The following is a 24522-nucleotide window of genomic DNA, read 5'->3' on the forward strand; positions in this document are numbered from 1 at the left end:
GTGTGCGTCACGACGTCACCTCCGGGGCCTCGATGGGCTCCGGCAGGACCGCCGGGCCGATGCGGACGAGATCGCCGGGGCGCGCGCCGGTGTCCGACGTGACGCCTCCCCCGGTCGAGTTCAGCGGCAGCCAGACCACGCGGTCGGGCATCTCGGTGATGCTGAGCGGGAGTTCGGTCGTCCCCACCGGGCCGGTGACGGCCAGCAGGTCGCCGTCCTTCACGCCCGCCTCGGCCGCGGTGGCCGCCGACACGCGCGCGAGGGCCGCGTGCCGCGTGCCGGCCAGCGCCTCGTCGCCGTCCTGGAGGCGGCCCTGGTCGAGCAGCATGCGGTGCCCCGCGAGGACGGCCTCGCCGGCGGCGGGCCGCGGCGGCTGGACCGCCGTCTCCAGGGGCTCGCTCGCGTGCGGGCCGTCCCAGCCGCCGAGCCGCTCCACCTCGCGGCGCAGGGTGAGCAGGTCGGGCAGGCCGAGGTGGATGTCGCCCGCGTCGGCCAGCATGTGAAGCACCCGCGCGTCGGTGGGCGCCAGTCGGCGCGTCATCTGGTCCGGCTTGAGCGCGGCGTCGAACATCCGCACCCGGCCCTCCCAGTTGAGGAAGGTGCCGGGCTTCTCGGCGACCGCGGCGACGGGCAGGACCACGTCCGCCCGCTCCGTCACCTCGCTGGGCCGCAGCTCCAGGGAGACCAGGAACCCGACCTCGTCGAGCGCCGCACGCGCGCGCGTGGGGTCCGGCAGGTCGGCGAGTTCCACACCCGCCACCAGGAGCGCGCCGAGCTCACCGGTCGCGGCGGCCTCGACGATCTGGCCGGTGTCGCGGCCGTAGCGGTGCGGCAGTTCGGCGACGCCCCAGGCGGCCGCGACCTCGTCCCGCGCGCGCGGGTCGGTGGCCGGGCGCCCGCCGGGCAGCAGCGACGGCAGGGCGCCCGCCTCGACGGCGGCGCGCTCGCCCGCCCGGCGCGGGATCCACACCAGCCGCGCGCCGGTCGCCGCGGCGGCCCGTACGGCGGCGGTGAGCCCGCCGGGCACGGCCGCGAGCCGCTCGCCGACGACGATGACCGAGCCCTCGGCGCGGAGCGCCTCGGAGGCCTCGGTGCCCGGCGCCTGAAGGCCCACGCCCGCGGCGAGCGCGTCCAGCCACTCGGTCTCGGTGCCCGGCGCCGCCGGCAGCAGCGTGCCGCCCGCCTTCGCCAGGCCGCGGGTCATGAACGGCGCGAGGGAGAAGGTGCGCTGGCCGTGCTTGCGCCAGGCCTTGCGCAGCCGCAGGAAGACGCCGGGCGCCTCCTCCTCGGACTCGAACCCGGCGAGCAGGACCGCGGGCGCCTTCTCCAGGAGGGCGTATGTGACGCCGCGGCCGTCGAGGTCCCGGCCCCGTCCGGCCACCTTCGCCGCCAGGAAGTCGGCCTCCTCGCTGCTGTGCACGCGCGCGCGGAAGTCGATGTCGTTGGTGTCGAGCGCCACGCGCGCGTACTTGCTGTACGCGTAGGCGTCCTCCAGGGTGAGCCGGCCACCGGTGAGGACACCGGCCCGGCCGCGCGCCGCCGCGAGACCGCGGGCGGCGACGTCGAGGGCCTCGGGCCAGCTGGCGGGCTCCAGTTCACCCGTCGCGGCGTTGCGCACCAGCGGGGTGGTCAGCCGGTCGGGACGCTGCGCGTACCGGAAGCCGAACCGGCCCTTGTCGCACAGCCACTCCTCGTTGACCTCGGGGTCGTCCGCCGCGAGCCGCCGCATGACCTTGCCGCGCCGGTGGTCGGTGCGGGTCGCGCAGCCGCCCGCGCAGTGCTCGCACACCGAGGGCGACGACACCAGGTCGAAGGGGCGGGAGCGGAAGCGGTACGCCGCCGAGGTCAGCGCGCCGACCGGGCAGATCTGGATGGTGTTCCCGGAGAAGTACGACTCGAAGGGATCGCCCTCGCCGGTGCCGACCTGCTGGAGGGCGCCGCGCTCGATGAGCTCGATCATCGGGTCGCCGGCGATCTGGTTGGAGAACCGGGTGCAGCGCGCGCAGAGGACGCACCGCTCGCGGTCGAGCAGCACCTGGGTGGAGATCGGCACCGGCTTCTCGTACGTCCGCTTCTTGCCCTCGAAGCGGGTGTCCACGTCGCCGACCTGCATCGCCTGGTTCTGCAGCGGGCACTCGCCGCCCTTGTCGCAGACCGGGCAGTCCAGCGGGTGGTTGATGAGCAGCAGCTCCATCACGCCGCGCTGCGACTTCTCCGCGACGGGCGAGGTCAGCTGCGACTTCACCACCATGCCGTCGGTGCACGTGATGGTGCAGGACGCCATCGGCTTGCGCTGGCCCTCCACCTCCACGATGCACTGGCGGCAGGCGCCGGCCGGGTCGAGCAGCGGGTGGTCGCAGAAGCGCGGGATCTCGATGCCGAGCAGTTCGGCGGCCCGGATCACGAGCGTCCCCTTGGGGACGCTGATCTCGATGCCGTCGATGGTCAGCGAGACCAGGTCCTCCGGCGGGACCGCCGCCTCCCCGCCCCCGGAGGGAGCGCTGTTCGTGGTCACTGTCATGCGTTCACCTGCGCGCTTTCCGAGGGCCTGTCGGCCCAGAGAGTCGACTTGGCCGGGTCGAAGGGACAGCCCTTGCCGGTGATGTGCTGCTCGTACTCCTCGCGGAAGTACTTCAGTGAGGAGAAGATCGGCGAGGCCGCGCCGTCGCCGAGGGCGCAGAAGGACTTGCCGTTGATGTTGTCGGCGATGTCGTTCAGCTTGTCGAGGTCGGCCATGACGCCCTTGCCGGCCTCGATGTCCCGGAGCAACTGCACCAGCCAGTACGTGCCTTCGCGGCAGGGCGTGCACTTGCCGCAGGACTCGTGGGCGTAGAACTCCGTCCAGCGGGTCACCGCCCGCACGACGCACGTGGTCTCGTCGAAGCACTGGAGCGCCTTGGTGCCGAGCATCGATCCGGCGGCGCCGACTCCCTCGTAGTCGAGGGGGACGTCGAGGTGCTCGTCGGTGAACATCGGGGTCGAGGAGCCGCCCGGCGTCCAGAACTTGAGCCGGTGTCCGGCGCGCATCCCGCCGCTCATGTCGAGCAGCTGGCGCAGCGTGATGCCGAGCGGCGCCTCGTACTGGCCGGGGCTGGTGACGTGGCCGCTGAGCGAGTAGAGCGTGAAGCCGGGCGACTTCTCGCTGCCCATCGACTTGAACCAGTCCTTGCCGCGCTGGAGGATCGCGGGAACGGATGCGATGGACTCGACGTTGTTCACCACAGTGGGGCACGCGTAGAGGCCCGCGACCGCAGGGAAGGGGGGACGCAGTCGCGGCTGACCACGGCGGCCTTCGAGCGAGTCGAGCAGCGCGGTCTCCTCACCGCAGATGTACGCGCCCGCGCCCGCGTGCACGGTGAGTTCCAGATCGAGCCCGCTGCCCAGCACGTTCTTGCCGAGGTATCCCGCCGCGTAGGCCTCGCGGACGGCCTCGTGCAACCGCCGCAGTACGGGGACGACTTCACCCCGCAGATAGATGAAGGCATGCGACGAACGGATCGCGTAGCACGCGATCACGATCCCCTCGATGAGGGAATGCGGGTTCGCGAAGAGGAGCGGGATGTCCTTGCAGGTCCCGGGCTCCGACTCGTCGGCGTTGACAACTAGATAGTGCGGCTTGCCGTCTCCCTGCGGGATGAACTGCCACTTCATCCCGGTGGGGAACCCCGCGCCGCCGCGGCCGCGCAGGCCGGCGTCCTTCACGTACGCGATGAGGTCGTCGGGGTCCATGGCGAGCGCCTTGCGCAGGCCCTCGTACCCCTCGTGCCGCCGGTAGGTCTCCAGCGTCCAGGACTTCTCCTCGTCCCAGAAGGCCGAAAGGACCGGTGCGAGCAGCTTCTCCGGGCTGGTCTCGTTGTCGATCTCGGCTGCCAAGGTCATCACTCCCCCTCCTCGGCGGTGGGTCCTGCCGGGTGCGCCGGGTCGGATGCCGAGGTCTGCTGCGGTGCGTCGTGCGAGCTGAGGTGCTCGGGGGGCGTCTCGTCCTGCGGCCCTCCGGTGCGCGGGTGGACCACGCGCGGCTGGGCGGCCTCGCCCTTGGCCAGGCGCAGACCGATCAGCGAGGCCGGGCCCGCGCCGCCGGTCGCCTCGACGGCCCCGGGCCGCTCGTCGGGGAAGCCCGCGAGGATCCGGGCGGTCTCCTTGTACGTGCAGAGCGGCGCCCCGCGCGTGGGGGCGACCGGGGTGCCCGCGCGCAGGTCGTCCACGAGCCGCTTGGCGGACTCGGGGGTCTGGTTGTCGAAGAACTCCCAGTTGACCATCACCACGGGGGCGAAGTCGCAGGCGGCGTTACACTCGATGTGCTCAAGGGTGATCTTGCCGTCCTCGGTCGTCTCGTCGTTGCCGACGCCGAGGTGCTGCTTGAGCTCGTCGAAGATCGCGTCGCCGCCCATGACGGCGCAGAGCGTGTTGGTGCAGACGCCGACCTGGTAGTCGCCGGAGGGCTTGCGCCGGTACATGGTGTAGAACGTCGCGACGGCCGTGACCTCCGCGGTGGTCAGGCCCAGCACGTCGGCGCAGAACTGCATGCCCGTGCGCGTGACGTGGCCCTCCTCGGACTGCACGAGGTGCAGCAGCGGGAGGAGCGCGGAGCGGGAGTCGGGGTAGCGGGCGATGACCTCCTTGGCGTCCGTCTCCAGCCTGGCCCGTACATCGGCCGGGTAGTCGGGGGCGGGCAGTTGGGGCATGCCCAGGCTGACGCCCGTGCCCTGCTCGGAAGAGGGGGTGCTGGTCACCGGTCGACGCCTCCCATCACGGGGTCGATGGATGCGACGGCGACGATGACGTCGGCGACCTGGCCGCCCTCGCACATCGCCGCCATCGCCTGCAGGTTGGTGAAGGACGGGTCGCGGAAGTGGACCCGGTAGGGGCGGGTGCCGCCGTCGGAGACGACGTGCACGCCGAGCTCGCCCTTGGGCGACTCGACCGCGGTGTACGTCTGGCCCGGCGGGACCCGGAACCCCTCGGTCACCAGCTTGAAGTGGTGGATAAGGGACTCCATGGAGGTGCCCATGATCTTCTTGATGTGGTCGAGCGAATTGCCGAGTCCGTCCGGCCCGAGGGCCAGTTGGGCGGGCCAGGCGATCTTCTTGTCCTCGACCATGACGGGCCCGGGGGCGAGCCGGTCGATGCACTGCTCGACGATGCGCAGCGACTGCCGCATCTCCTCGACGCGGATCAGGAAGCGCCCGTAGGAGTCGCAGGTGTCGGCGGTCGGGACGTCGAACTCGTAGTTCTCGTAACCGCAGTAGGGCTGTGTCTTGCGCAGGTCGTGCGGGAGTCCCGCGGAGCGCAGGACCGGCCCGGTGGCGCCGAGCGCCATGCATCCGGCGAGGTCGAGATAGCCGACGTCCTGCATGCGGGCCTTGAAGATGGGGTTCCCGGTGGCGAGCTTGTCGTACTCGGGGATGTTCTTCTTCATCTTCTTCACGAACTCGCGCAGCTGGTCCACCGTGCCGGGCGGCAGGTCCTGGGCGAGCCCGCCGGGGCGGACGTACGCGTGGTTCATGCGCAGGCCGGTGATGAGTTCGAAGAGGTCGAGAACGAGTTCACGATCGCGGAAGCCGTAGATCATGATCGTCGTCGCGCCGAGCTCCATGCCGCCGGTGGCGATGCACACCAGGTGCGAGGAGAGGCGGTTGAGCTCCATGAGGAGCACGCGGATCACCGAGGCGCGGTCCGGGATCTGGTCCTCGATGCCGAGGAGCTTCTCGACCCCGAGGCAGTACGCCGTCTCGTTGAAGAACGGCGTCAGGTAGTCCATGCGCGTGACGAACGTCGTGCCCTGCGTCCACGTGCGGTACTCGAGGTTCTTCTCGATGCCGGTGTGCAGGTAGCCGATGCCGCAGCGGGCCTCGGAGACGGTCTCGCCCTCGATCTCCAGGATGAGCCGGAGCACGCCGTGCGTGGACGGGTGCTGCGGGCCCATGTTGACGATGATGCGCTCGTCGTCGGCCTTGGCGGCGGAGCGGACGACCTCGTCCCAGTCGCCGCCGGTGACCGTGTAGACGGTCCCCTCGGTCGTCTCGCGAGGCGAAGCGGGGGAAGTCCCCTGTGGAGTGGACATCAGGTGTACGACCTCCGCTGGTCCGGAGCCGGGATCTGGGCGCCCTTGTATTCGACGGGGATGCCGCCGAGGGGGTAGTCCTTGCGCTGCGGGAACCCCTGCCAGTCGTCCGGCATCATGATCCGCGTGAGCGCCGGGTGGCCGTCGAAGACCAGGCCGAAGAAGTCGTACGCCTCGCGCTCGTGCCAGTCGTTGGTCGGATAGACCTTCACCAGCGAGGGCACGTGCGGATCGGCCTCGGGGGCGGTGACCTCGAGCCGGATCAGCCGGTTGTGGGTGATCGAGCGCAGGTGGTAGACGGCGTGCAGCTCGCGGCCCTTGTCGCCGGGGAGGTGCACGCCGCTGACGCCGGTGCAGAGCTCGAAGCGCAGGGCCGGGTCGTCGCGCAGGGTCTGGGCGACGCGGACGAGGTGCTCGCGCGCGATGTGGAAGGTGATCTCGCCGCGGTCGACGACGGTCTTCTCGATCGCGTTCTCCGGGACGAGGCCCTGCTCCTCCAGGGCGCCCTCCAGTTCGTCCGCGGTCTCGTCGAACCAGCCGCCGTAGGGGCGCGAGGTCGCGCCGGGCAGCGTGATGGTCCGTACGAGCCCGCCGTAGCCGGAGGTGTCCCCGCCGCCCGAGGCGCCGAACATGCCCCTGCGGACGCCGATGACCTCGCCGGCCTCGTCGCGCGGGGCCGGTACGCCGTTGCCGTTGCCTTCTCGGTGCTCGTCGTGCGCGTCGCTCACCGCAGCAGCCCCTTCATCTCGATGGTGGGGAGCGCCTTGAGGGCCGCCTCCTCCGCCTCACGGGCCGCTTCTTCCGCGTTCACGCCGAGCTTGGTGTTCTGGATCTTCTCGTGGAGCTTGAGAATCGCGTCCAACAACATCTCGGGGCGCGGCGGACAGCCCGGCAAATAGATGTCAACCGGGACAACGTGGTCCACACCCTGCACAATTGCGTAATTGTTGAACATTCCGCCCGATGATGCGCAAACCCCCATGGAAATCACCCACTTGGGATTGGGCATCTGGTCGTAGACCTGCCGCAGCACCGGCGCCATCTTCTGGCTCACCCGGCCCGCCACGATCATCAGGTCGGCCTGGCGCGGTGAGCCGCGGAAGACCTCCATGCCGAAGCGCGCCATGTCGTACCGTCCCGCGCCGGTCGTCATCATCTCGATGGCGCAGCAGGCGAGGCCGAACGTGGCGGGAAAGACGGAGGACTTCCGCATCCAGCCCGCGGCCTGCTCGACGGTGGTCAGCAGAAATCCGCTCGGCAGTTTCTCTTCGAGTCCCATGCTCTTTGACCCCTCAGACCCTTAGTCCCATTCCAGGCCGCCGCGCCGCCATACGTACGCGTAGGCAACGAAGACGGTGAGCACGAAGAGCAGCATCTCCACGAGCCCGAACATCCCGAGGGCGTCGAAAGTGACGGCCCAGGGATAGAGGAAGACGATCTCGATGTCGAAGACGATGAAGAGCATCGCCGTCAGGTAGTACTTGATGGGGAATCGCCCGCCGCCTGCCGGCGTCGGCGTCGGCTCGATGCCGCACTCATAGGCCTCTAGCTTCGCGCGGTTGTACCGCTTTGGACCGATAAGCGTGGCCATGACCACGGAGAAGATCGCAAAGCCTGCCCCGAGGGCTCCCAGCACGAGGATGGGCGCATAGGCGTTCACGCTCCTCGCTCCTCTCAGTCGGCACTGACTGTTGGCGGTTGCGTCGGACCGAGCCCTGCGCCCCATCGAAGATCGCTTACATGTGAAGCAGGTCACAAGCCCAACTGCCCCGCATCTTATGCCCGCCGGTCTGTGATCTGCGACACGGGGTACGACAACGGCTTTGTGATCTCCACCACCTGACGAAGGATCATGAAGTCGGATGAGCGGTGATCTTCGTACGCGAAGCGCCTGAGTGATCACCAGTGGTGACATCTCAGCGCGTCATCGCTGGTGAAAGGCGTGTTGCACTATCAAGGGGTGGCGGCTACAGGCAAATTGGCGCTGGACTCACTCGCTTGATAGAGGAGCCGCGTTCACACTTTGGCGGCACGGGTGGGGACGGATGTGGACGCGTGCACCGATTCACGAGCGCGACCCACCTCTCGCAGCCGCTCATCCCCGGCGACGACTCACCCCCGACGGCCACTCGCCCCTGACGGCCGCTCACCCACGCCTGCCGCTCACCCCTGACGGCCGCTCACCTCTCGCCGTGACCGTCGACGCACGCGACCGCCACGACGCGCACATCTCCGGCACTCGACCGCCGCACCCCGGGCACCCGACCTCCCCCGAAGGGCGCCGAAAACCACGGGAGATCTCAGGGATGTCTCAGCGAGATCTCAGGGAGATCCCCAAGAGCACCCTTATGTGACCTGTGCCACACGAGCAACTTCCTCGAATATGCCGGGCTTGGCCAACCGGCTCAACGGGTGGTAGACCATGGGCAATTCGGACGTATCGCAGAAAACCCATGATCACAGGCGTGATCACCACTGTCCGCATTGCCCGTTACGGCGTCAATAAAGAGCGACACGCCCGGGATTCACGCCCGGATTTCACAACTGTGGCGCAGCACACGTTTCTTGAAGGGAACCGTGGGTCCCTGATAGCGGTTGTTCTCATGTCCCACACCGCTCACATACCCAGCCACCGGAAGCCCCGTCGCAGCGCGTCCAAGATCGCCCTGCGCGCCGGAGTTGCCGGTGGCGTCCTCAGCACCCTGGCAGTGGCCGCGGCGGCCGGTACGGCGAACGCGGCCGAGCCGGTGTCCGAGACCATCGAAATGCCCACCCTGACCGCCGATCTGTCCGCCCAGATCGCGCAGTCCGCCGACGCCACCCAGCAGGCCGCCGACTCCTACGAGTCGCGCGCCGAGCAGGACGCGGCCGCCGCCAAGGCCGCCAAGCAGGCCAAGGAAGACCAGGCCAAGGCCGAGAAGAAGGCCGAGGCCGAGCGCAAGGCCAAGGCCGCCGCGGCGAAGAAGGCCGAGGAGGAGCGCGCCTCGCGTTCCTCCGAGCGCACGACGCTCGCGACGCAGTCCACGTCCGCCTCCTCGGACACCTCGGACGCGCCCGCTCCGGCCAGCGGCAGCGTCGGCACGGTCATCAGCTTCCTCAAGGCGCAGCTCGGCGACGCCTACGTGATGGGTGCCTCGGGCCCGAACGCCTGGGACTGCTCCAGCCTCGTGCAGGCCGCGTTCAAGCAGGCGGGCGTGGACCTGCCGCGCGTCTCGCAGGACCAGTCGACGATGGGTACCGAGGTCGGCACCTCGAACCTGCAGGTCGGCGACATCCTCTACTGGGGCGGCAAGGGTTCCGCGTACCACGTGGGCGTCTACATCGGTGGCGGCCAGTACCTGGACGCCGCCAACCCCGGCAAGGGCGTTGTCATCCAGGACCTGTCGGGCTACCCGGCCTCGGGCGCCGTGCGCGTCCTCTGACGGCCCCTTAGAGCCACGACCGAGGGCCGGAACTCCCCACGGGGGGTTCCGGCCCTCGGCATGTCCTGAGAACGCCGCTCAGGCGTTCTTCGGCGACAGCTCCGCCATCGCGGACCAACCGTCGCCCTCGATCTCGGTGTTCACGATCTGCGGCACGGAGGCGATCAGCTCGCCCATCGTCTCCAGGCCGGCCTTGAAATGGTCGGAACTGACGTGCGCGGCACCCGCGTCCCCGTCGGCGAAGGCCTCCAGGAGCACGAACTGGTTCGGGTCCTCCACGGAGCGGGACCACTCGAAGAAGACGTTGCCCGGCTCCGCGCGCGTGGCGGCGGTGAATGCGGCGGTCCGCTCGATCCAGCTCTCGCTGTGCTCGGGGCGGACGGTGAACTTGACGGCGATGAAAATCATGCGGCCAGCGTCCGCCCGGCCGCCGCGCCCGGCAAGTGGACCCGCCGCTATTCCGGCCCTGCCGGAAAACCGTGCCGTGCGGCCCGCGACAGCACCCGCGTCAACTCCCGCCGCCGGCCCCGGAACCGCTCGGTGGGCAGCGAGACCGACAGCGCCCGTGCACCGTCCGCGAGCGGTACGGCCACGCAGGTGTACGCCGGGTCCGTTTCCCCCACCGACACCGCCACGCCCGCGGCGCGCACCCGGCGCAGCTCGGCCTCGAAGCGGTCGGGGCTCGTGATGGTGTGCTCGGTGAGCCGCGGCAGGCCGTGCTCGTCCAGATAGCGGCGCCGCGCGGCCCGCTCCAGGGAGGCCAGCAGGACCTTGCCGTGGGCCGTGGCGTGCGCGCCGTGGTCGACGCCGACCTCGAAGGGGTCGCCCTCGGCCACCGACGCCGTGGAGTCGACGACCGCGATCCGCCCGCCCTGACGGGCGCTGAGATACGCGTGGGCGCCCGCGAGCCGGCGTACCGCGTGCAGCATTCCGTACGTCTGATCGTCCAGGCCCGTGTGCCGGCGGAAGGAGCGGTACAGGGCCGGGACCCGCGGACCGAGCACATAGCCCGTCGGGGTGCGGTCGACGTGGCCGCGCGCGACGAGCGGGCCCATCAGGTGGTACACGGTCGACAGCGCGCAGCCCGCCTCCCGCGCGAGGGACTTGGCGGGGACGGGACGCGCCGACCGGGCGACGGCCTCCAGGAGGTCGAGCGCCCGGTCCACCGAGTGCGGCGCACTCACGCCTTCGGTGCCACCTTGCTCAAGCCGTTGATGATGCGGTCCATCGCGTCGCCGCCGGTCGGGTCCGTCAGGTTGGCCAGCATCTTCAGGGTGAACTTCATCAGGATCGGGTGGGTCAGGCCGCGCTGGGTGGCGATCTTCATGACCTTCGGGTTGCCGATGAGCTTCACGAAGGCGCGGCCCAGCGTGTAGTAGCCGCCGTAGACCTCCTTGAGGGTCTTCGGGTAGTTGTGCAGGACCAGTTCGCGCTGGGCCGGGGTGGCACGCGCGTGTGCCTGCACGATGACGTCCGCGGCGATCTGGCCGGACTCCATGGCGTACGCGATGCCCTCGCCGTTGAAGGGGTTCACCAGGCCGCCCGCGTCACCGACGAGCATCAGGCCCTTGGTGTAGTGCGGCTGACGGTTGAACGCCATCGGCAGGGCGGCCCCGCGGATCGGCATCGTCATGTTCTCCGGGGTGTAGCCCCAGTCCTCCGGCATCGAGGCGCACCACGCCTTGAGGACCTCGCGCCAGTCGAGCTCGCGGAAGGCCTTCGAGGAGTTGAGGATGCCGAGGCCGACGTTGGACGTGCCGTCGCCCATGCCGAAGATCCAGCCGTAGCCGGGCAGCAGCCGGTCCTCGCCGGGGCCGCGGCGGTCCCACAGCTCCAGCCACGACTCCAGGTAGTCGTCGTCGTGGCGGGGCGAGGTGAAGTACGTGCGGACCGCCACCCCCATCGGGCGGTCCTCGCGGCGGTGCAGGCCCATGGCCAGCGAGATCCGCGAGGAGTTGCCGTCGGCCGCGACGACGAGCGGGGCGTGGAAGGTGACCGGGGTCTTCTCCTCGCCCATCTTGGCGTGCACGCCGGCGATGCGGCCGGTGCGGTCGTCGATGACGGGCTCACCGACGTTGCAGCGCTCGTACAGGCGGGCGCCCGCCTTCTGCGCCTGACGGGCCAGCTGCTCGTCGAAGTCGTCGCGCTTGCGCACGAGGCCGTAGTCGGGGAACGAGGCGAGTTCCGGCCAGTCCAGCTGGAGCCGCACGCCGCCGCCGATGATGCGCAGGCCCTTGTTCCGCAGCCAGCCCGCCTCCTCGGAGATGTCGATGCCCATGGACACCAGCTGCTTGGTGGCGCGAGGGGTGAGCCCGTCACCGCAGACCTTTTCCCGTGGGAACGCGGTCTTCTCAAGAAGGAGTACGTCGAGTCCGGCCTTCGCCAGGTAGTACGCCGTCGTCGAACCGGCGGGGCCGGCGCCGACGACGATCACGTCCGCGGAATGTTCGGAGAGGGGCTCGGTCACGGCGGGTTCTCCCCAAGGCTCGAAATCTGTGTGCCGACCGGCACGGGATATGGGCAGTCTATGAGGCGGTACTGATCAGCCAGCCGAAGGGCCACACGTGACCGAGCAGACCGATACCCTGCCCGCGCTCCACCTCCCCGCCGTACAGCTGCGCGTCCCCACCCACGAGGACGCCTTCGTCTGGCACCGGCTCTTCGACGACCCCGAGGTCATGGAGTTCTTCGGCGGCTCCTCCGCGGAGCTCTCGATGTACGAGGAGCTGACCGCCCGCCAGCGCAGACACGACGCCGAACGGGGCTACTGCCTGTGGACCGTGCTCGACGAGGGCGGCGCCCCCATCGGTTTCGCGGGCGCCCAGCCCTGGCCCCGGGACTGGGGCCCGACCGGCGAGATCGAGATCGGCTGGCGGCTCGCCCGCGCGGCCTGGGGCAAGGGGTACGCGTCGGCGGCCGCGCGGGCCACCGTCGAGCGGCTGCGGGCGGCGGGCGTGCCGAGCGTGGTGGCGATGGTCGACGCCGGCAACGAACGCTCCATCGCGGTGACCCGGCGGCTCGGCATGGAGCGCGCCGAGACATTCACCACTCCGCCGCGGATCCCCGGGGACGAGGGGTCGCGACGGGTCGCCCACTGTTTCCGGCTGATGCTGCGGTGAGGCCGTAGCCAGGGCCCCGCGCGGGCGCGCCGGGGCTGTGGCGGGCCCCCGCGCGCGCCGCACCGCTGCGGTTCGCCCGCGCGGGGGCCCGTGGTTCGTTCGCCCGCGGGCCGCCCCTCGCGCTCAGTCCGTGAGCCGCCAGGTGTCGAGCGCGGTGGTGTGCGTCTTCGCCCCCTCGCCCGCGGGCCAGAAGTCCTCGCGCCAGGACAGCTGGATCGCGTACTCCGTGCCGTCCTCCGCGATGTAGCTCTGGTTGCGGGCGTGGATCGTACGGCCCGACGCGTCGGTGTACGTGTACTCCCAGAACGCCCCGTTCCGCCCCTTGAAGGTGTTCTTCTCCAGGCTGATCCGCTGGTAGTCGGACTTGTCCGGGGCGGTTTTGGTGTGCTTCTCGATTTTCGTGAAGTTCTCGTACGAGGTGTACGGGGCGTCCGTGACGACGCCGACGAGGAACTCCTCCCGCCCGGTCGACCCCGCATAGGTGATCTGTCCGGGTCGCTCGGGGTTGACGGGCTGACGGCTCCATCCCTCCGGTGCGGCGAAGGAGAACCCCTCGGGGTCGGTCACCCGTTCGGTTCCGGCGGGGACCGTCGCGCCGTCACCCGTGTCGGTGTCCGTACTCGCGCTCGGGCTCGAGCTCGGCCCCTGCGAGGACGGGCTCGGGGTCGCGCTCGGCGCGCCGCTCGGCCCCTCGGACCGGCTGACCGTGGGCCGGTCGTCCTTGCCCGCGTTGTCCGACGAATCGCCCTCCGCGTTCTGCCAGAGCAGGATCCCGGCGGTCGCGCCGCCGCCGACGACGACCGCCACGGCGATCGTGGCCACCCAGACGCTCGCCCGCCCACGGGACGCGCCCGCCGACTGCTGTCCGATCTGGACGGTGTGCGGGGTCCCGGGGCCCTGGGGGCCGTACACGGGGACGGCGCCCTGCGAGTGCGGGTGGGGATAGGCGTACGCCGGGGTGGGCGAGGCCGGGGTGCCGGGCACGCCGGGCGTACCGGGCGGGCCAGGGGGGTTGGGGGCGCTCGGGGTGCTGGGGGGCGTGCTGGGCGTACCGGGAGGCGTGTGGGGGAGGCTGTGGGCCGTCTGCGTGGGGGCGTACGCGACGGGGGTGGCGTCGGCCGGAGTGGCATCGGCCGGGGTAGCGTCGGCGCCCTCGGCTTCCGCCGCGCCGTCGGTTCCGGCGTCGGTACCCGTACCCGTCCCCGGAGCCGACTCCGTACCCGTACCTGAACTCGTACCCGCTCCCGTCCCCGTACCCGTACCCGTAACAGGCGGCGCGTACAGCGGCGTTGCGGGTGCCGCGGGGAAGGCCGGGGCGGCGCCCCGCTGTCCCGTCATCTGGAGCAGGAACGGCCCCACCAGCGCCGCCGGGAAGATCCACAGCAGCCCGAACAGCAGCATCTCGGGGACGCTGATCCCCAGGTCCATGCCGCCCTTGCCGCCGGCGCCCGACTCGCCGAACGGCGAACCCCCGCCCAGCGCCTGGCCGGACAGGTCGACCCCGATCCCGCTGAATCCGGCGAGCAGCAGCACCAAGGCGAAGAAGACACCGGCCGCGAGCAGTGCCTCGCCCCGGCCCGCGCAGCGCCGGGCCGCGTACACGCCGAGGGTCAGCGCGCAGACCAGACCGAGGGCCAACGCCCCCACGACCGCCCAGTCGTTGGTGACGTCACCCAGCTCGGAGAGGCCGAAGGACCGGCTCTCGTGTCCGCTCCCGTACAGCGAGCTGCTGCCGCTCACCGAGGCCTCCGCGCCGGCGCCCCAGCCGATGCCGAGCGCCGTGACGGCGAGGTTGGGCAGGATGAGCAGCGCGACGAGGAACGGTGAGATGTCGGAGTCGTCGAGGCCGGTGATGTCGGCCAGGTCGTCGATCTGGGTGAGGCTGATGAAGGCGACGAGCGAGCAGAGCGCGAGGACGACGGCGAGGGCGCGCACCGCGGCGCCGGAGGCCCGCAGGAGGGACTGCGCGCCGGAGCGCGCCGCCACCCAGTGCGCCAGGTCGGCCCGGTGCAACACCCCGCAGGAGACGGCGAGTCCGAGCAGCAGCGCGCCGAGCGCGGCGAGCGCCGGGGACGAGGAGAGCTCGATGCCCTCGATCTCGGGCTGCGCGAAGAGCGCGAGGGCGAGCACGCCCGCGGTCACCAGGAGCGTGGTGCGGACGGCCGCTTCGAGTCCGGCGGTGCGGCCACCCGGTCCGCCCTGTCCGGCGCCCCGCGCCACCAGGCGGGCACGCTGTACGCGGACGCCGATGTAGAGCGCGAGGATCCACAGCAAGGTCACCGTGAGCGGGGCGAAGTGCAGCGCGAACGAGCCTTCGAGCGAGGAGTCCGAGGCCCCCGGGATGCCTGAGGTGTCCGGGAGGTCCGAGGACCCCGGGAGGCCCGAGGTATCCGGGATGCCTGAGGTGTCCGAGCTGTCCGAACCGAGGCCTAGACCGTCGGACCCGCCGAAGCCGGGCTGCTCCTCGCGGCCGGACAACTCGAAGCCGCCGCCGACCGATTGGAGCAGCAGCGCGAGGGCGATCCGCATCCGCTCGCCGAAGCCGACGACCGCGTCGTCACCCTGCCCGTACCCCGGGATCGCCAGCGCGACGGCCCCGACCAGCAGCAGCGCCACCGGCCACAGCGCGGCCTGCGCGGAGCCGGCCCAGCCGGAGCGGAACGTACGCCCGAAGAAGGCACCGACAGGTGAGGGGCCCGCCGGGGCGGCCGGGGGCGGCGGGAGCACGGGCGCCGGCGGTGCGGCGGGCGGCGCCGCGGGAACCACCGCCGCGGGCGCCCCCGTCGGGGCGGGCGGCGCCTGCGGCGGTGCCGTCGGCTCCGCCGCGGGCTCCGGCGGGCGTTCCTTGCCGCACTTCATGCAGAAGCGGGCCTCATCGGGAGCGGAAGCCCCGCAGTGTGGGCAGTACGACGCCATCGAATCGCTCCGTCAGTCCAGGAGTTCACAGTTCACCAGCAACAGGACCGACCCGTAAGAGCCACATAAGGATGTACTCGGGTCGTGACAACGGACATATCTTGCCCGCCTGCTGGTTCCCGTCGGAGCGGGATCCCTGTTCTCAACTGAAGCGTTACGTGACGGGGTCGCGCGGCGCCGTCCGGTCAGGCCTGCTTGAACCCTCGGTGCAGGGCCACGACGCCGCCCGTGAGGTTGCGCCAGGCCACCTTGGACCAGCCCGCGTCCGTCAGCCGCGCGGCGAGCGCGGGCTGGTCGGGCCAGCTGCGGATCGACTCGGCGAGATAGACGTACGCGTCGGGGTTGGAGGAGACCGCGCGCGCGACCGGCGGCAGCGCGCGCATCAGGTACTCCTCGTAGACCGTGCGGAAGGGGCCCCACGTCGCGTGCGAGAACTCGCAGATCACGACGCGGCCGCCGGGCTTCGTCACGCGGTACAGCTCGCGCAGCGCGGCGTCCGTGTCCTGGATGTTGCGCAGCCCGAAGGAGATGGTGACGGCGTCGAAGGTGTCGTCCTTGAACGGCAGCTTCGTGCCGTCGCCGGCCGTGAACGGCATCCAGGGGTGGCGCTGCTTGCCGACGCGGAGCATGCCGAGGGAGAAGTCGCAGGGCACGACGTAGGCGCCGGCCCGCGCGAAGGGCTGCGAGGACGTGGCGGTGCCTGCGGCGAGGTCGAGGACCTTCTGCGCGGGGCGCGCGTCCACCGCCTTCGCGACCTCCTTGCGCCAGAGGCGGGCCTGGCCGAGGGAGAGCACGTCGTTGGTGAGGTCGTAGCGTTCCGCCACGTCGTCGAACATGGTGGCGACTTCGTGCGGCTGCTTGTCCAGGGTGGCTCGGGTCACCCGGCCCATTGTGTCAGGCGGGGTCTCTACCGTGACATCGGACCGGCTCGCCTGCGGCGGGCTCTTGCGCGCTGCGTCTGCTGTGTGCGGTGCTTCGGCGGGTGCGGGTCCGTCCTCATCGCTCGCGCAGTTCCCCGCGCCCCTTACGGGGCGCCCCCGGCGCCCCTCAGCGGGCGCGGTACACCAGGCGGCCCGCGATCACCGTCGCCACGCACGTCGTCGCGCCCTGTCGCACCAGCTCGGCTCGGTTCGGTACGTCGAAGACCGCGAAGCGGGCCGGGGCGTCCTTCGTCAGGGGCGGGAGGAGGATCAGCGGGGTCGGCGACAGGGACGGCGGGCCCGGCAGGCGGGGCGGGCGGGCGCCGATCGCCAGGCCCGCCCTGCGGACCCTGTCGACCACGGGGCGGGCGCGGAGTTCGCCCGCGATCGCCACCGTGCCGTGCGCGAACAGGCGCTGGACGCCGCGGCGGGCGCTCGCGCCCAGCAGGGACGGGTCCGCGCGGAAGAGCGCCGCGGCCCGTTCCCCTCCGACGGGTTCCGTGCCGAGGCGGTCCGCCTCGCGCGGGTCGGGGTGGTACGTGGCCTCCAGGAGCTCGGGCCCGTACGGGTTGAGGAGTCCGGGGGTCAGGATGCCGGGCCAGTGACGGGCGCGGGCCGCGGGGTGAGCCGCGGCCAGCTCGTCGTACGGGCCGACCGCGGCGACGCGCGCCCCCTCGACCAGGACCGCCGCCTCCGGCGTGTGCTCGGCGACGTGAAGTGTCAGCAAGACGGCCTCAGTTGGCGGCGAGGAGCTTCAGCTCCGGGTGGGCCGTGCCGCCCTCGATCGCCGTGGAGGAGATGTGCGAGGCGACGCGGTCGTCGACGGGGTCGTTCGCCGGGTCGTCGTGCACGACGAGGTGCTCGTACGTGGTGGCGCGCTGGGCCGGGACGCGGTCCGCGGTGCGGATCATCTCGATCATCTCGCGGAGGTTGTTGCGGTGCTTGGCGCCGGCCGACGAGACGACGTTCTCCTCCAGCATCACCGAGCCGAGGTCGTCCGCGCCGTAGTGCAGGGTCAGCTGGCCGGCCTCCTTGCCGGTGGTCAGCCAGGAGCCCTGGATGTGCGCGACGTTGTCGAGGAAGATCCGGGCGATGGCGATCATGCGGATGTACTCGAAGATCGTCGCCTGGGTGCGGCCCTTGAGGTGGTTGTTCTCGGGCTGGTACGTGTACGGGATGAAGGCCCGGAAGCCTCCCGTCCGGTCCTGCACGTCACGGATCATGCGCAGGTGCTCGATGCGCTCGGCGTTGGTCTCGCCGGTGCCCATCAGCATCGTGGAGGTGGACTCGACGCCCATGGTGTGGGCGATCTCCATGATCTCCAGCCAGCGCTCGCCGCTCTCCTTGAGCGGGGCGATGGCCTTGCGCGGCCGCTCCGGGAGCAGCTCGGCGCCGGCGCCCGCGAAGGAGTCCAGGCCCGCGGCGTGGATGCGCTGGATCGCCTCCTCGACGGAGACCTTGGAGATGCGGGCCATGTGCTCGACCTCGGAGGCGCCGAGGGAGTGGATGACCAGCTGCGGGAAGTCCTTCTTGATCGCGGCGAAGTGCTTCTCGTAGTACTCGACGCCGTAGTCCGGGTGGTGGCCGCCCTGGAACATCACCTGGGTGCCGCCCAGCTCGACGGTCTCCGCGCAGCGGCGCAGGATGTCGTCGAGGTCGCGGCTCCAGCCCTTCTTGGTGTCCTTCGGGGCGGCGTAGAAGGCGCAGAACTTGCAGGCCGTCACGCAGACGTTCGTGTAGTTGATGTTGCGCTCGATGATGTACGTCGCGATGTGCTCCGTACCGGCGTAGCGACGGCGGCGGATGGCGTCGGCAGCCGCGCCGAGCGCGTGCAGCGGGGCGTCGCGGTAGAGGCCGAGCGCCTCTTCGGGAGTGATCCGTCCGCCTGCGGCGGCACGGTCGAGGACGGCTGTGACATCAAACGACGTGAGGTCGGCCTTCTCGGTCACCGGGGCGTCCCTTTCGTAAGGGTTGTGGACGGAACTCCCAGCCAGCGTACGCCAGCGCCATCGGCCGTCCGACGTGGGCTCAAGCCCCGTAGCCGCCGAGCAGCAGCCCGACGAACGCGCCCGCGATCAGGAACGGCCCGAACGGGATCGCCGTCTTCCGGCCCGCGCGACGGGCGATCACGAGCGCCGTCCCGTACACCGAGGCCAGCAGGAAACCGGCGAAGGTCCCCAGCAGCAGCACGCCCCATCCGTACCAGCCGAGCACGGCGCCGAGGGCGAGGGCCAGCTTCACGTCGCCGAAGCCCATGCCGCCCGGGTTGATGAGGAAGAGCACGAAGTACGCGCCCGCCAGCGCGAGCGCCCCGTAGAGCGCCCCTGCCCACGAGCCGCCCTGCTCGGGGGCGAGCGTGACCGCCGCGAGCAGCGCGAGCGCGGCGCCGGCGAGCGGCAGCGTGAGCACGTCCGGCAGCCGGTGCACGGTGAAGTCCACGAGGGCGAGCAGCACGCCGAAGGGCGCGAGCAGCAGCCAGACGCCGAGCTCGGGCCGGGTCCCGGTGGTGGCGGCGAGGGCGGCGCAGACGAGGGCGGTGACGGTCGCGACGCCCGAGGTCCGCGGCCCGTACCAGCCGCCCCGCGGACAGTGCGCGAGCCCGGTCCACGAGCCGATGGGCTGCCCCTCGGGGCTCTCGGCACGCCACTTCTCACCGGGCGCCACGGAGAGCCGGTAGGCCGCGCGCGGCACGAGGAGTCCGGTGAGGCCGCCCCAGAGGGCGGCACCGAGAACGAGGAGCGGCAACAAGGGGCAGGGCTTCCCTTAGTGGGTGGGCGAGCAGCGGTAGCGGAGGGGCGACTGGCGGTAGTGGGTGCGTGAGGACGAGGGCATGGGTGGGTACCAGGGGGTGGCCCCGGCCGGCCGTGTCACGGGCCGGTCGGCCGGGTGCGTGGTCAGCCCGTCGCGCCGGCGCCCGCGCCGCCGCGCCACGTCGGGAGCAGCTCGTCCAGGAGGGCCTCCGTGCGCGGCGGCAGTCCGCGGGCGCCGCTGCGGGCGACCAGGTCCGCCGCGACCTGCCGCAGCCGGGCCGGGTCCGCCGTGGCGTGGGTGGCGCGGAGCAGCTCGTTCCAGAGGCGCTCGTCGGTGGGCGCGGAGCCGAGTGCCGCGTTGAGCGCCTCGATCGCCTTCTCCGCGCGCCCCTTCTCCAGGTGGAACTCGGAGAGCGCCAGGCCGATGTCGGCCACGAGCAGCGGCAGCTGCGCGTCGATGATCTCGTGGGTGAGCCAGCCGTACCGGCCCTGCGGCCGGTCGGCGAGCAGCGGCCCCCGTACGAGCACCAGCGCGTCGGTGAGCATCCGCCCGCGCACCGCGCGGTTGCCCGCGCCGCGCCCCTGGGTGGCCTCGTGGTAGAGCGAGCGCAGCACGTCCAGGTCGGACACGACCGACTTGGCGAGCGTGAGCCGCCCGGTCGCGTCGGCGCGCAGCCGGGGCGAGCCGTCGGGGTCGGTGCCGAGCCAGTCGCGGAGCCGGTCGACGAGCGCGTCGCGCACGTCCTCGGTGACGCCGCGCGGCCACAGCGCGGAGGCGAGCACCCGGGGGTGCACCCCTTCGCGGTGCAGGAGCAGCAGGGCGAGCGCCTCGTGCATCAGCGGGCTGCGCTCACCGTCCGGCGTCTCCAGGCCGATGATCTCGTACGTGCCGACGAGGCGGGCGTAGACGGCGGGCCGCCCCTGCTCGGTGACGTCGACGAGGAACGGCGGGGCCGCGCCGGTGGGTCCGTCGCCGGGGCCGGACGGTGTGCCGGAGCCGTCCGGGTCGGCGTCCGTGAACAGCTGGACGACGGCCCGCTGCTGGGCCTCCGGCAGGGTCTGGGCGGCGAGTTCCAGGCCGAGCAGCGGCGCGAGCAGCTTGCCCTCCCGGGTGACCTCCATCTGCCAGGCGGCGCCGGGCAGGTCGCCGGAGTCCGTGCCGACGAGGTAGCCGATGCCCAGCCGGCTCGCGTCGGAGGCGAGTTCGGCGAGCTTGACGGCGTCCTCGGCGCTCGGCTCGGCGGCGAGCAGCACCAGGTGCGGGGCCCAACGCGTGTGCTGGGCGGGTCCGGTGCGGCCGGTGAGCACGGAGTCGTGTCCGGCGGCGCCGAGTGCGCCGCGCCGCTGCCGCGTCTCGGCCTCCATGGTCTCGATGAGCGCCTCGACGTCCTCCAGGTGCCGCAGCCGGTTGGGCGCGAGCGGGGTGAGGTCCTGTCCGAAGCCGACGACCGTGATGGTCATGCGGTCCGACCAGCCGTTGGTGGCGAGTTCGGCGGCGACCGAGGCGAAGACCGCGGCACGGTCGTCCGCGCCGCCGCTCAGCGAGACGATGCCGGGCACGGACTCCAGGTTGAGGAGCAGCCGCGAGTCGTCCATGGTGCCGAGGCTGACCAGGCCCGGGTAGGGCGCGGCGGTGTCCACGTCCTCGTACCCCTCGGCGTCCGTGCGCGACAGCATCCAGAACGTCTGGTCCTGGCCCAACTGCCAGGGCGCGGGCGGCCGTCCGGCGGGCTGGGCGAGCTGAAGGTGCAGATCGCCGTTGCTCAGCCAGGCCGCGTACACGGTCGGCAGGGCCCGGCTCTCCTCGGCGAGCGAGGCGGCGAGCCCGCGCAGCGACAGGTCGAGCAGGCGTACGCCCTCGGGGTCGGCGCCCACGAGCAGCGCGTCCTGGACGTCGGCGGCGGCCCCGGTGGGCGTCGGCGGCTGCATGCCGCCGCGCCCGCCGACCGCGCCCATGGCCGACTGCCACAGGGCGTGCCGGCGCCGGCGGCCGAGCGCGCCGAGCAGTCCCGCGGCGAGGAGGGGCGCGCCGAGGAGTGCCTGCGGCAGCCCGAAGTCGGAGCCGGTGATCCCGTCCAGCACGCCGCCGTCGGTGGCGGCGGGGGTCTCGACGGCGGGGGTCTGCGCGGCGGGGGCGTCCGGGGTGGCCGGGGCCTGCGGCATGGCGGGGGTCTCGGGTGCGCCGGGGCGCTGCTCGGGCAGGACGATGTGCGCGGTGTCGCGGTCGACGGAACTGCCGCCCCCGCCCGCGCCCCGGTCGCCGCCCTGCTGTCCGCCGCCGCCCTGCTCGTGCCGCTGGTCCCCGGTCCTGGAGTAGTCGGAGATCTGCTCCTTGACGTCCTCGGAGACCTTGGGCGCCTCGTCGGGCATCTCGACGAGCTCGCCGCCGTGCGCGTCCGCGGGCATCTCCATGATCCAGCCGGGCCGGATGAGGCTGGCCTCGGAGAGCTTCGAACCGTCGGGCTGCTCACGGTCCTTGTTGAGCTGGTAGATCTCCTTGTACCGGCGGCCGTCGCCCAGGTGCCGCTCCGCGACCTCCCACAGGGAGTCGTGGTGGCGTCCCTCGGGGGGCTGGATCCGGTAGTACTTCGTGTCCCCGTCCTTGTGCCCCGCACCGCCGTCGGCGTGCGCGGCGGCCTGGTCGGCCTGGGCGGCGAGCGCGTCGGCGGCCAGGGCGGCCTGCTCCTGCTGCTGCCCGAAGAGGCCGGGGGTCTGCTGCGCGGAGGCGGCGGACGCGGGCTTCTGGTTCCCCTCCAGCGACTGCCCGAACTGCGAGAGCCCCGGCGCGAAGCTGGCGGCGGTGGCGCCGAGGAGCAGCACGGCGGCGACGAGCTGCCGCGCGAGCAGCTGGCTGCCGCCGGCCCCCGGCACCCGGTTCGGGATCCCGACCCCGGAGAGCGCGGCCTTTATCTCCACGAGCACACAGGCGGTGAACTGCGCCCAGGCGAACCACACGACGACGGTCAGCACGTTGATGAACGTGCCGACCGTGATCTCCTGCTGCAGCCAGTCCAGCGAGGGCGCGCCGCCCGGCAGCGGCCACCCCACGAAGACGACGAGCGCGGCGGGCACGGCGACGAGCAGCACGGCCAGCGCGACGAACGCGAGGAAGGCCTTGACGAAGTCCCCGAAACTGCGCCGACGCCGCGGCAACGGCTGCGGCGTACGGTTCCGCGGGCTCGCCGGAGACTGCGGATTCGGCTGGTTCCGCCGGTTCGGCTGATTCGGCGGGCTCGTCGAGCGTGAGGTGGTGCGCGCCATGGCGGGTGTCCTGGTGTCCTGTGGGGAGGAGTGGGTGTGTGGGTGGGTGGTTGGTCGGAGGTCGGCCGAGGTGGGTGGAAGTGGCCGGGAAACGGGTCGGGTGAGCGTACTGGGTGATGGTACGTAAGGGGCCGGAGGTCAGACAGGGGCGGACGGGGGGTGGCTGGTCCGGTTGCTGTTGGGGTGCCCGATAGGCCCGATTGGCGGGCCCTGTTGGCGGGGTGGCGGTGTGGTGTGATTCCGCGCGGGGTCGGGGCCTCTGAGCGCGGAGGTTGGGGTGTACGGGGCGCGCCGACCTGCTCCGGTCACAGTTCCGGTACGGATCAGGGGCGGGTCCGGGGCAGGGCCGGGGCGGGTCCGGGGCCGGGGGGGCGGCGAGGGGGCGGCGGCGAACCGGATCGGCACCGCGGACGTCATTCACGGTGCGGGGCCCCCGCTCGAAGTGGAACACTTCCCTCTCTTCGTGGCGGTGCTCCGCGGCGAACCACGGGGCGAGGCGCTCACCCAAGGCATGACCTCGACACCGGGCGCCGCAGAAACAGAAGAGTCGGCACGTCGAGACGACGGTCGCCGAAAGGTCGGCACGTCGGCACGTCGAAAGGTCGGCACGTCGAAAGGTCGGCACCTCGGAACGTCCGAACGCCGGAACGTCCGAAGGCACAGGAGGGACACGAACGTGGGCAGCAAGGGCAAGAGCGACCTCTCCATCCCGCTCACCGACCTGGAGGACTACGGCAGCCGCCTGCGTTCCATCAAGACCCGCATGAACCGCACGAAGAAGACCTTCGAGTCCTACAAGGACGACATCGGCGACGGCGGCGTCTACGACTCCCTGGAGGACTTCGAGTCCAACTGGGAGGACGGCCGCGAGGACATAGGCCAGCAACTGGACCAGCTCGCGGACCTGTCCGACGCGGTCGTACGCGAGTTCAAGAAGCTGGACGACGACCTCACCAAGAAGATCAACGACGCGGTGAAGGCGGACGGGAAGGGTGGCAAGGGGAAGGACGGGGGCGGCGGGAAGGGGGACGGGAAGTAGGCGCGGTCCTCTACGAAGCCGAGTTCCACTGCCCCGATCGACCCTGGTAGCAGGCAGGCCTCGCAGGCTTCTCAGCCGAGCGGATCGGCGAAGCTGACCAGGTCGACACAGCCGCGGAGGATGCGGCGATAGTCCTCTCGACGGTGCAGCGCCCGTGTGCTCAAGGTCATCACAGCGAGGCGCTTTCCGTCCGGGTGCGGCAAGTTGGCGTGCATCTGAAGCAGCGGCTGGGTACCCAGCCCGCCGACCGCGGCAGGGGTCTGCAGCGACTCGCTGAGACTGGCCGGTCCACAGGCCGCGTCCTCGACGTACTCGATACCGGTGTGAAAATCGCCCCGATCCGCCGTCACAGCGCGCGCTGCTGTGACGGAACACGGAGCCACAGCAATGGCCCGCAACGAAAGCGTAAGGAAGGACAGCAGAGGTTGACCCGTGCCTTCCGGTGCGGCGGCGGCACATTCGCTGGAGCTCTTACTGCCGTCGTCCAGTGAGGCGTCACCTTCGGTTCCAACGTCGTCGTGGTGCAGACCGATGGCACAGTAGACCGTGCCGACTTCACAGAGAGCCGCACATAACTGCCCCAGGAATCCGAGCTGTCCCCGCAAGCTCCGGCGGGCCGACTCGTCAGGGGCTGCGTCCAGCACCGACCTCAAAACACCTCTGAAGGCAAGACTCTTTGACGGCTCCACAGCGTCCAGCGGAATGTCGTGCGGAATCGTGATGAACCCCGCGGGCACCGTGAACCAAATGTCGGCGCCGGGATCGCGGGCAGAGTCGTCGATGACGAAAAATGGCGAGTCGGTTGGCATCGGATGCAGCACCACCTGGGCAAGGAAGAGGACGACGGGCGAGCAGATGTTGCCCGCAGGATGGAGCGCGCCCACACTCGCAGTGGGACTCACTGCAGTGCGGTCACGCGGGCGGACCTGCCGCTTCATGGACCCGTGCGCCAGCCCGACGGGCCCGTTCCACGGCCGCAGAACCGGCCTGCTGTCCCGCCACGACGACCCGCCCGTCCAAGGCCTCTGCCT

General features: G+C 71.5%; 20 protein-coding genes. 3 read left to right on the forward strand and 17 right to left on the reverse strand.

Annotation, left to right across the window (positions count from 1 at the left end; genetic code table 11):
* Positions 1–7 precede the first annotated feature (7 nt).
* The 7 genes from ACZ6B8_RS05745 to ACZ6B8_RS05775 are packed head-to-tail and all read right to left on the reverse strand — an operon-like array spanning position 8 to position 7724.
* Complete coding sequence (locus tag ACZ6B8_RS05745) at positions 8–2521, reverse strand: NADH-quinone oxidoreductase subunit G (RefSeq protein WP_471606364.1); 2514 nt, start codon at positions 2519–2521, stop codon at positions 8–10.
* Positions 2518–3879 carry an NADH-quinone oxidoreductase subunit NuoF gene (gene nuoF, locus ACZ6B8_RS05750; RefSeq protein WP_471084362.1) on the reverse strand — a complete coding sequence of 454 codons (1362 nt, stop codon included), beginning with the start codon at positions 3877–3879 and terminating at the stop codon, positions 2518–2520. The genes ACZ6B8_RS05745 and nuoF overlap by 4 nt, the downstream gene beginning before the upstream one ends.
* A complete protein-coding gene (nuoE, locus tag ACZ6B8_RS05755) occupies positions 3879–4685 on the reverse strand; it encodes an NADH-quinone oxidoreductase subunit NuoE (protein ID WP_471085037.1) in 807 nt (268 codons plus the stop codon). The genes nuoF and nuoE overlap by 1 nt, the downstream gene beginning before the upstream one ends.
* A gap of 44 nt (positions 4686–4729) precedes the next feature.
* Complete coding sequence (locus tag ACZ6B8_RS05760) at positions 4730–6064, reverse strand: NADH-quinone oxidoreductase subunit D (RefSeq protein WP_355803989.1); 1335 nt, start codon at positions 6062–6064, stop codon at positions 4730–4732.
* Positions 6064–6792, reverse strand: coding sequence for an NADH-quinone oxidoreductase subunit C (locus tag ACZ6B8_RS05765; protein WP_471606365.1), 729 nt, complete (start codon positions 6790–6792; stop codon positions 6064–6066). Before ACZ6B8_RS05765 ends, ACZ6B8_RS05760 begins: the two co-directional genes overlap by 1 nt.
* Complete coding sequence (locus ACZ6B8_RS05770) at positions 6789–7343, reverse strand: NuoB/complex I 20 kDa subunit family protein (protein ID WP_355803993.1); 555 nt, start codon at positions 7341–7343, stop codon at positions 6789–6791. Before ACZ6B8_RS05770 ends, ACZ6B8_RS05765 begins: the two co-directional genes overlap by 4 nt.
* A gap of 21 nt (positions 7344–7364) precedes the next feature.
* Complete coding sequence (locus ACZ6B8_RS05775; RefSeq protein WP_266705409.1) at positions 7365–7724, reverse strand: NADH-quinone oxidoreductase subunit A; 360 nt, start codon at positions 7722–7724, stop codon at positions 7365–7367.
* Between the two features lie 943 nt (positions 7725–8667).
* On the opposite strand from ACZ6B8_RS05775, the gene ACZ6B8_RS05780 reads away from it, so the two are divergent.
* Positions 8668–9486 (forward strand): C40 family peptidase, encoded by an 819-nt coding sequence (locus ACZ6B8_RS05780; RefSeq protein WP_471084355.1) that lies wholly within the window; start codon positions 8668–8670, stop codon positions 9484–9486.
* Between the two features lie 78 nt (positions 9487–9564).
* Here ACZ6B8_RS05780 and ACZ6B8_RS05785 read toward each other — a convergent pair whose 3' ends face one another.
* The 3 genes from ACZ6B8_RS05785 to ACZ6B8_RS05795 are packed head-to-tail and all read right to left on the reverse strand — an operon-like array spanning position 9565 to position 11953.
* Positions 9565–9894 carry a putative quinol monooxygenase gene (locus ACZ6B8_RS05785; protein ID WP_471084352.1) on the reverse strand — a complete coding sequence of 110 codons (330 nt, stop codon included), beginning with the start codon at positions 9892–9894 and terminating at the stop codon, positions 9565–9567.
* Between the two features lie 47 nt (positions 9895–9941).
* Positions 9942–10670 carry an IclR family transcriptional regulator gene (locus ACZ6B8_RS05790; RefSeq protein ID WP_471084349.1) on the reverse strand — a complete coding sequence of 243 codons (729 nt, stop codon included), beginning with the start codon at positions 10668–10670 and terminating at the stop codon, positions 9942–9944.
* On the reverse strand, positions 10667–11953 hold the full coding sequence (locus ACZ6B8_RS05795) for a geranylgeranyl reductase family protein (protein WP_471606366.1): 1287 nt from the start codon (positions 11951–11953) through the stop codon (positions 10667–10669). The genes ACZ6B8_RS05790 and ACZ6B8_RS05795 overlap by 4 nt, the downstream gene beginning before the upstream one ends.
* Positions 11954–12050: 97 nt before the next feature.
* Between ACZ6B8_RS05795 and ACZ6B8_RS05800 the strand changes: the two genes are divergently transcribed.
* Positions 12051–12605, forward strand: coding sequence for a GNAT family N-acetyltransferase (locus ACZ6B8_RS05800; protein ID WP_471084343.1), 555 nt, complete (start codon positions 12051–12053; stop codon positions 12603–12605).
* Between the two features lie 123 nt (positions 12606–12728).
* Here ACZ6B8_RS05800 and ACZ6B8_RS05805 read toward each other — a convergent pair whose 3' ends face one another.
* From ACZ6B8_RS05805 to ACZ6B8_RS05830, 6 genes are all read right to left on the reverse strand, one after another.
* Positions 12729–15521: a zinc ribbon domain-containing protein gene (locus tag ACZ6B8_RS05805; protein ID WP_471606367.1), complete on the reverse strand. Its 2793-nt coding sequence runs from the start codon at positions 15519–15521 to the stop codon at positions 12729–12731.
* 185 nt (positions 15522–15706) lie between these two features.
* Positions 15707–16402, reverse strand: coding sequence for a demethylmenaquinone methyltransferase (locus ACZ6B8_RS05810; RefSeq protein WP_362363241.1), 696 nt, complete (start codon positions 16400–16402; stop codon positions 15707–15709).
* Positions 16403–16568: 166 nt separating this feature from the next.
* Positions 16569–17168, reverse strand: coding sequence for an imidazolonepropionase-like domain-containing protein (locus ACZ6B8_RS05815; protein WP_471606368.1), 600 nt, complete (start codon positions 17166–17168; stop codon positions 16569–16571).
* A 7-nt stretch (positions 17169–17175) separates the two neighbouring features.
* Entirely contained in the window at positions 17176–18390 is a 1215-nt protein-coding gene (gene mqnC, locus ACZ6B8_RS05820) for a cyclic dehypoxanthinyl futalosine synthase (protein ID WP_471606369.1), read from the reverse strand.
* 79 nt (positions 18391–18469) lie between these two features.
* Positions 18470–19189, reverse strand: a complete 720-nt coding sequence (locus ACZ6B8_RS05825) for a prepilin peptidase (RefSeq protein ID WP_471606370.1) — start codon at positions 19187–19189, stop codon at positions 18470–18472.
* Positions 19190–19335: 146 nt separating this feature from the next.
* Complete coding sequence (locus ACZ6B8_RS05830; protein ID WP_471606371.1) at positions 19336–22452, reverse strand: BTAD domain-containing putative transcriptional regulator; 3117 nt, start codon at positions 22450–22452, stop codon at positions 19336–19338.
* A gap of 676 nt (positions 22453–23128) precedes the next feature.
* Between ACZ6B8_RS05830 and ACZ6B8_RS05835 the strand changes: the two genes are divergently transcribed.
* Complete coding sequence (locus tag ACZ6B8_RS05835; RefSeq protein WP_471606372.1) at positions 23129–23491, forward strand: hypothetical protein; 363 nt, start codon at positions 23129–23131, stop codon at positions 23489–23491.
* Between the two features lie 71 nt (positions 23492–23562).
* Here the strand turns inward: ACZ6B8_RS05835 and ACZ6B8_RS05840 are convergent, their stop codons facing one another.
* Positions 23563–24375 carry a hypothetical protein gene (locus ACZ6B8_RS05840; protein ID WP_471606373.1) on the reverse strand — a complete coding sequence of 271 codons (813 nt, stop codon included), beginning with the start codon at positions 24373–24375 and terminating at the stop codon, positions 23563–23565.
* Positions 24376–24522: the final 147 nt, after the last annotated feature.

The sequence above is a fragment of the Streptomyces sp. NPDC041122 genome (assembly GCF_055592445.1).

Bases quoted from the DNA above. Each gene is read 5' to 3' on its own strand.
- ACZ6B8_RS05745 (WP_471606364.1), bottom strand. From the start codon at position 2,521: ATGACAGTGACCACGAACAGCGCTCCCTCCGGGGGCGGGGAGGCGGCG.
- nuoF (WP_471084362.1), bottom strand. From the start codon at position 3,879: ATGACCTTGGCAGCCGAGATCGACAACGAGACCAGCCCGGAGAAGCTG.
- nuoE (WP_471085037.1), bottom strand. From the start codon at position 4,685: ATGCCCCAACTGCCCGCCCCCGACTACCCGGCCGATGTACGGGCCAGG.
- ACZ6B8_RS05760 (WP_355803989.1), bottom strand. From the start codon at position 6,064: ATGTCCACTCCACAGGGGACTTCCCCCGCTTCGCCTCGCGAGACGACC.
- ACZ6B8_RS05770 (WP_355803993.1), bottom strand. From the start codon at position 7,343: ATGGGACTCGAAGAGAAACTGCCGAGCGGATTTCTGCTGACCACCGTC.
- ACZ6B8_RS05780 (WP_471084355.1), top strand. From the start codon at position 8,668: ATGTCCCACACCGCTCACATACCCAGCCACCGGAAGCCCCGTCGCAGC.
- ACZ6B8_RS05785 (WP_471084352.1), bottom strand. From the start codon at position 9,894: ATGATTTTCATCGCCGTCAAGTTCACCGTCCGCCCCGAGCACAGCGAG.
- ACZ6B8_RS05805 (WP_471606367.1), bottom strand. From the start codon at position 15,521: ATGGCGTCGTACTGCCCACACTGCGGGGCTTCCGCTCCCGATGAGGCC.
- ACZ6B8_RS05830 (WP_471606371.1), bottom strand. From the start codon at position 22,452: ATGGCGCGCACCACCTCACGCTCGACGAGCCCGCCGAATCAGCCGAAC.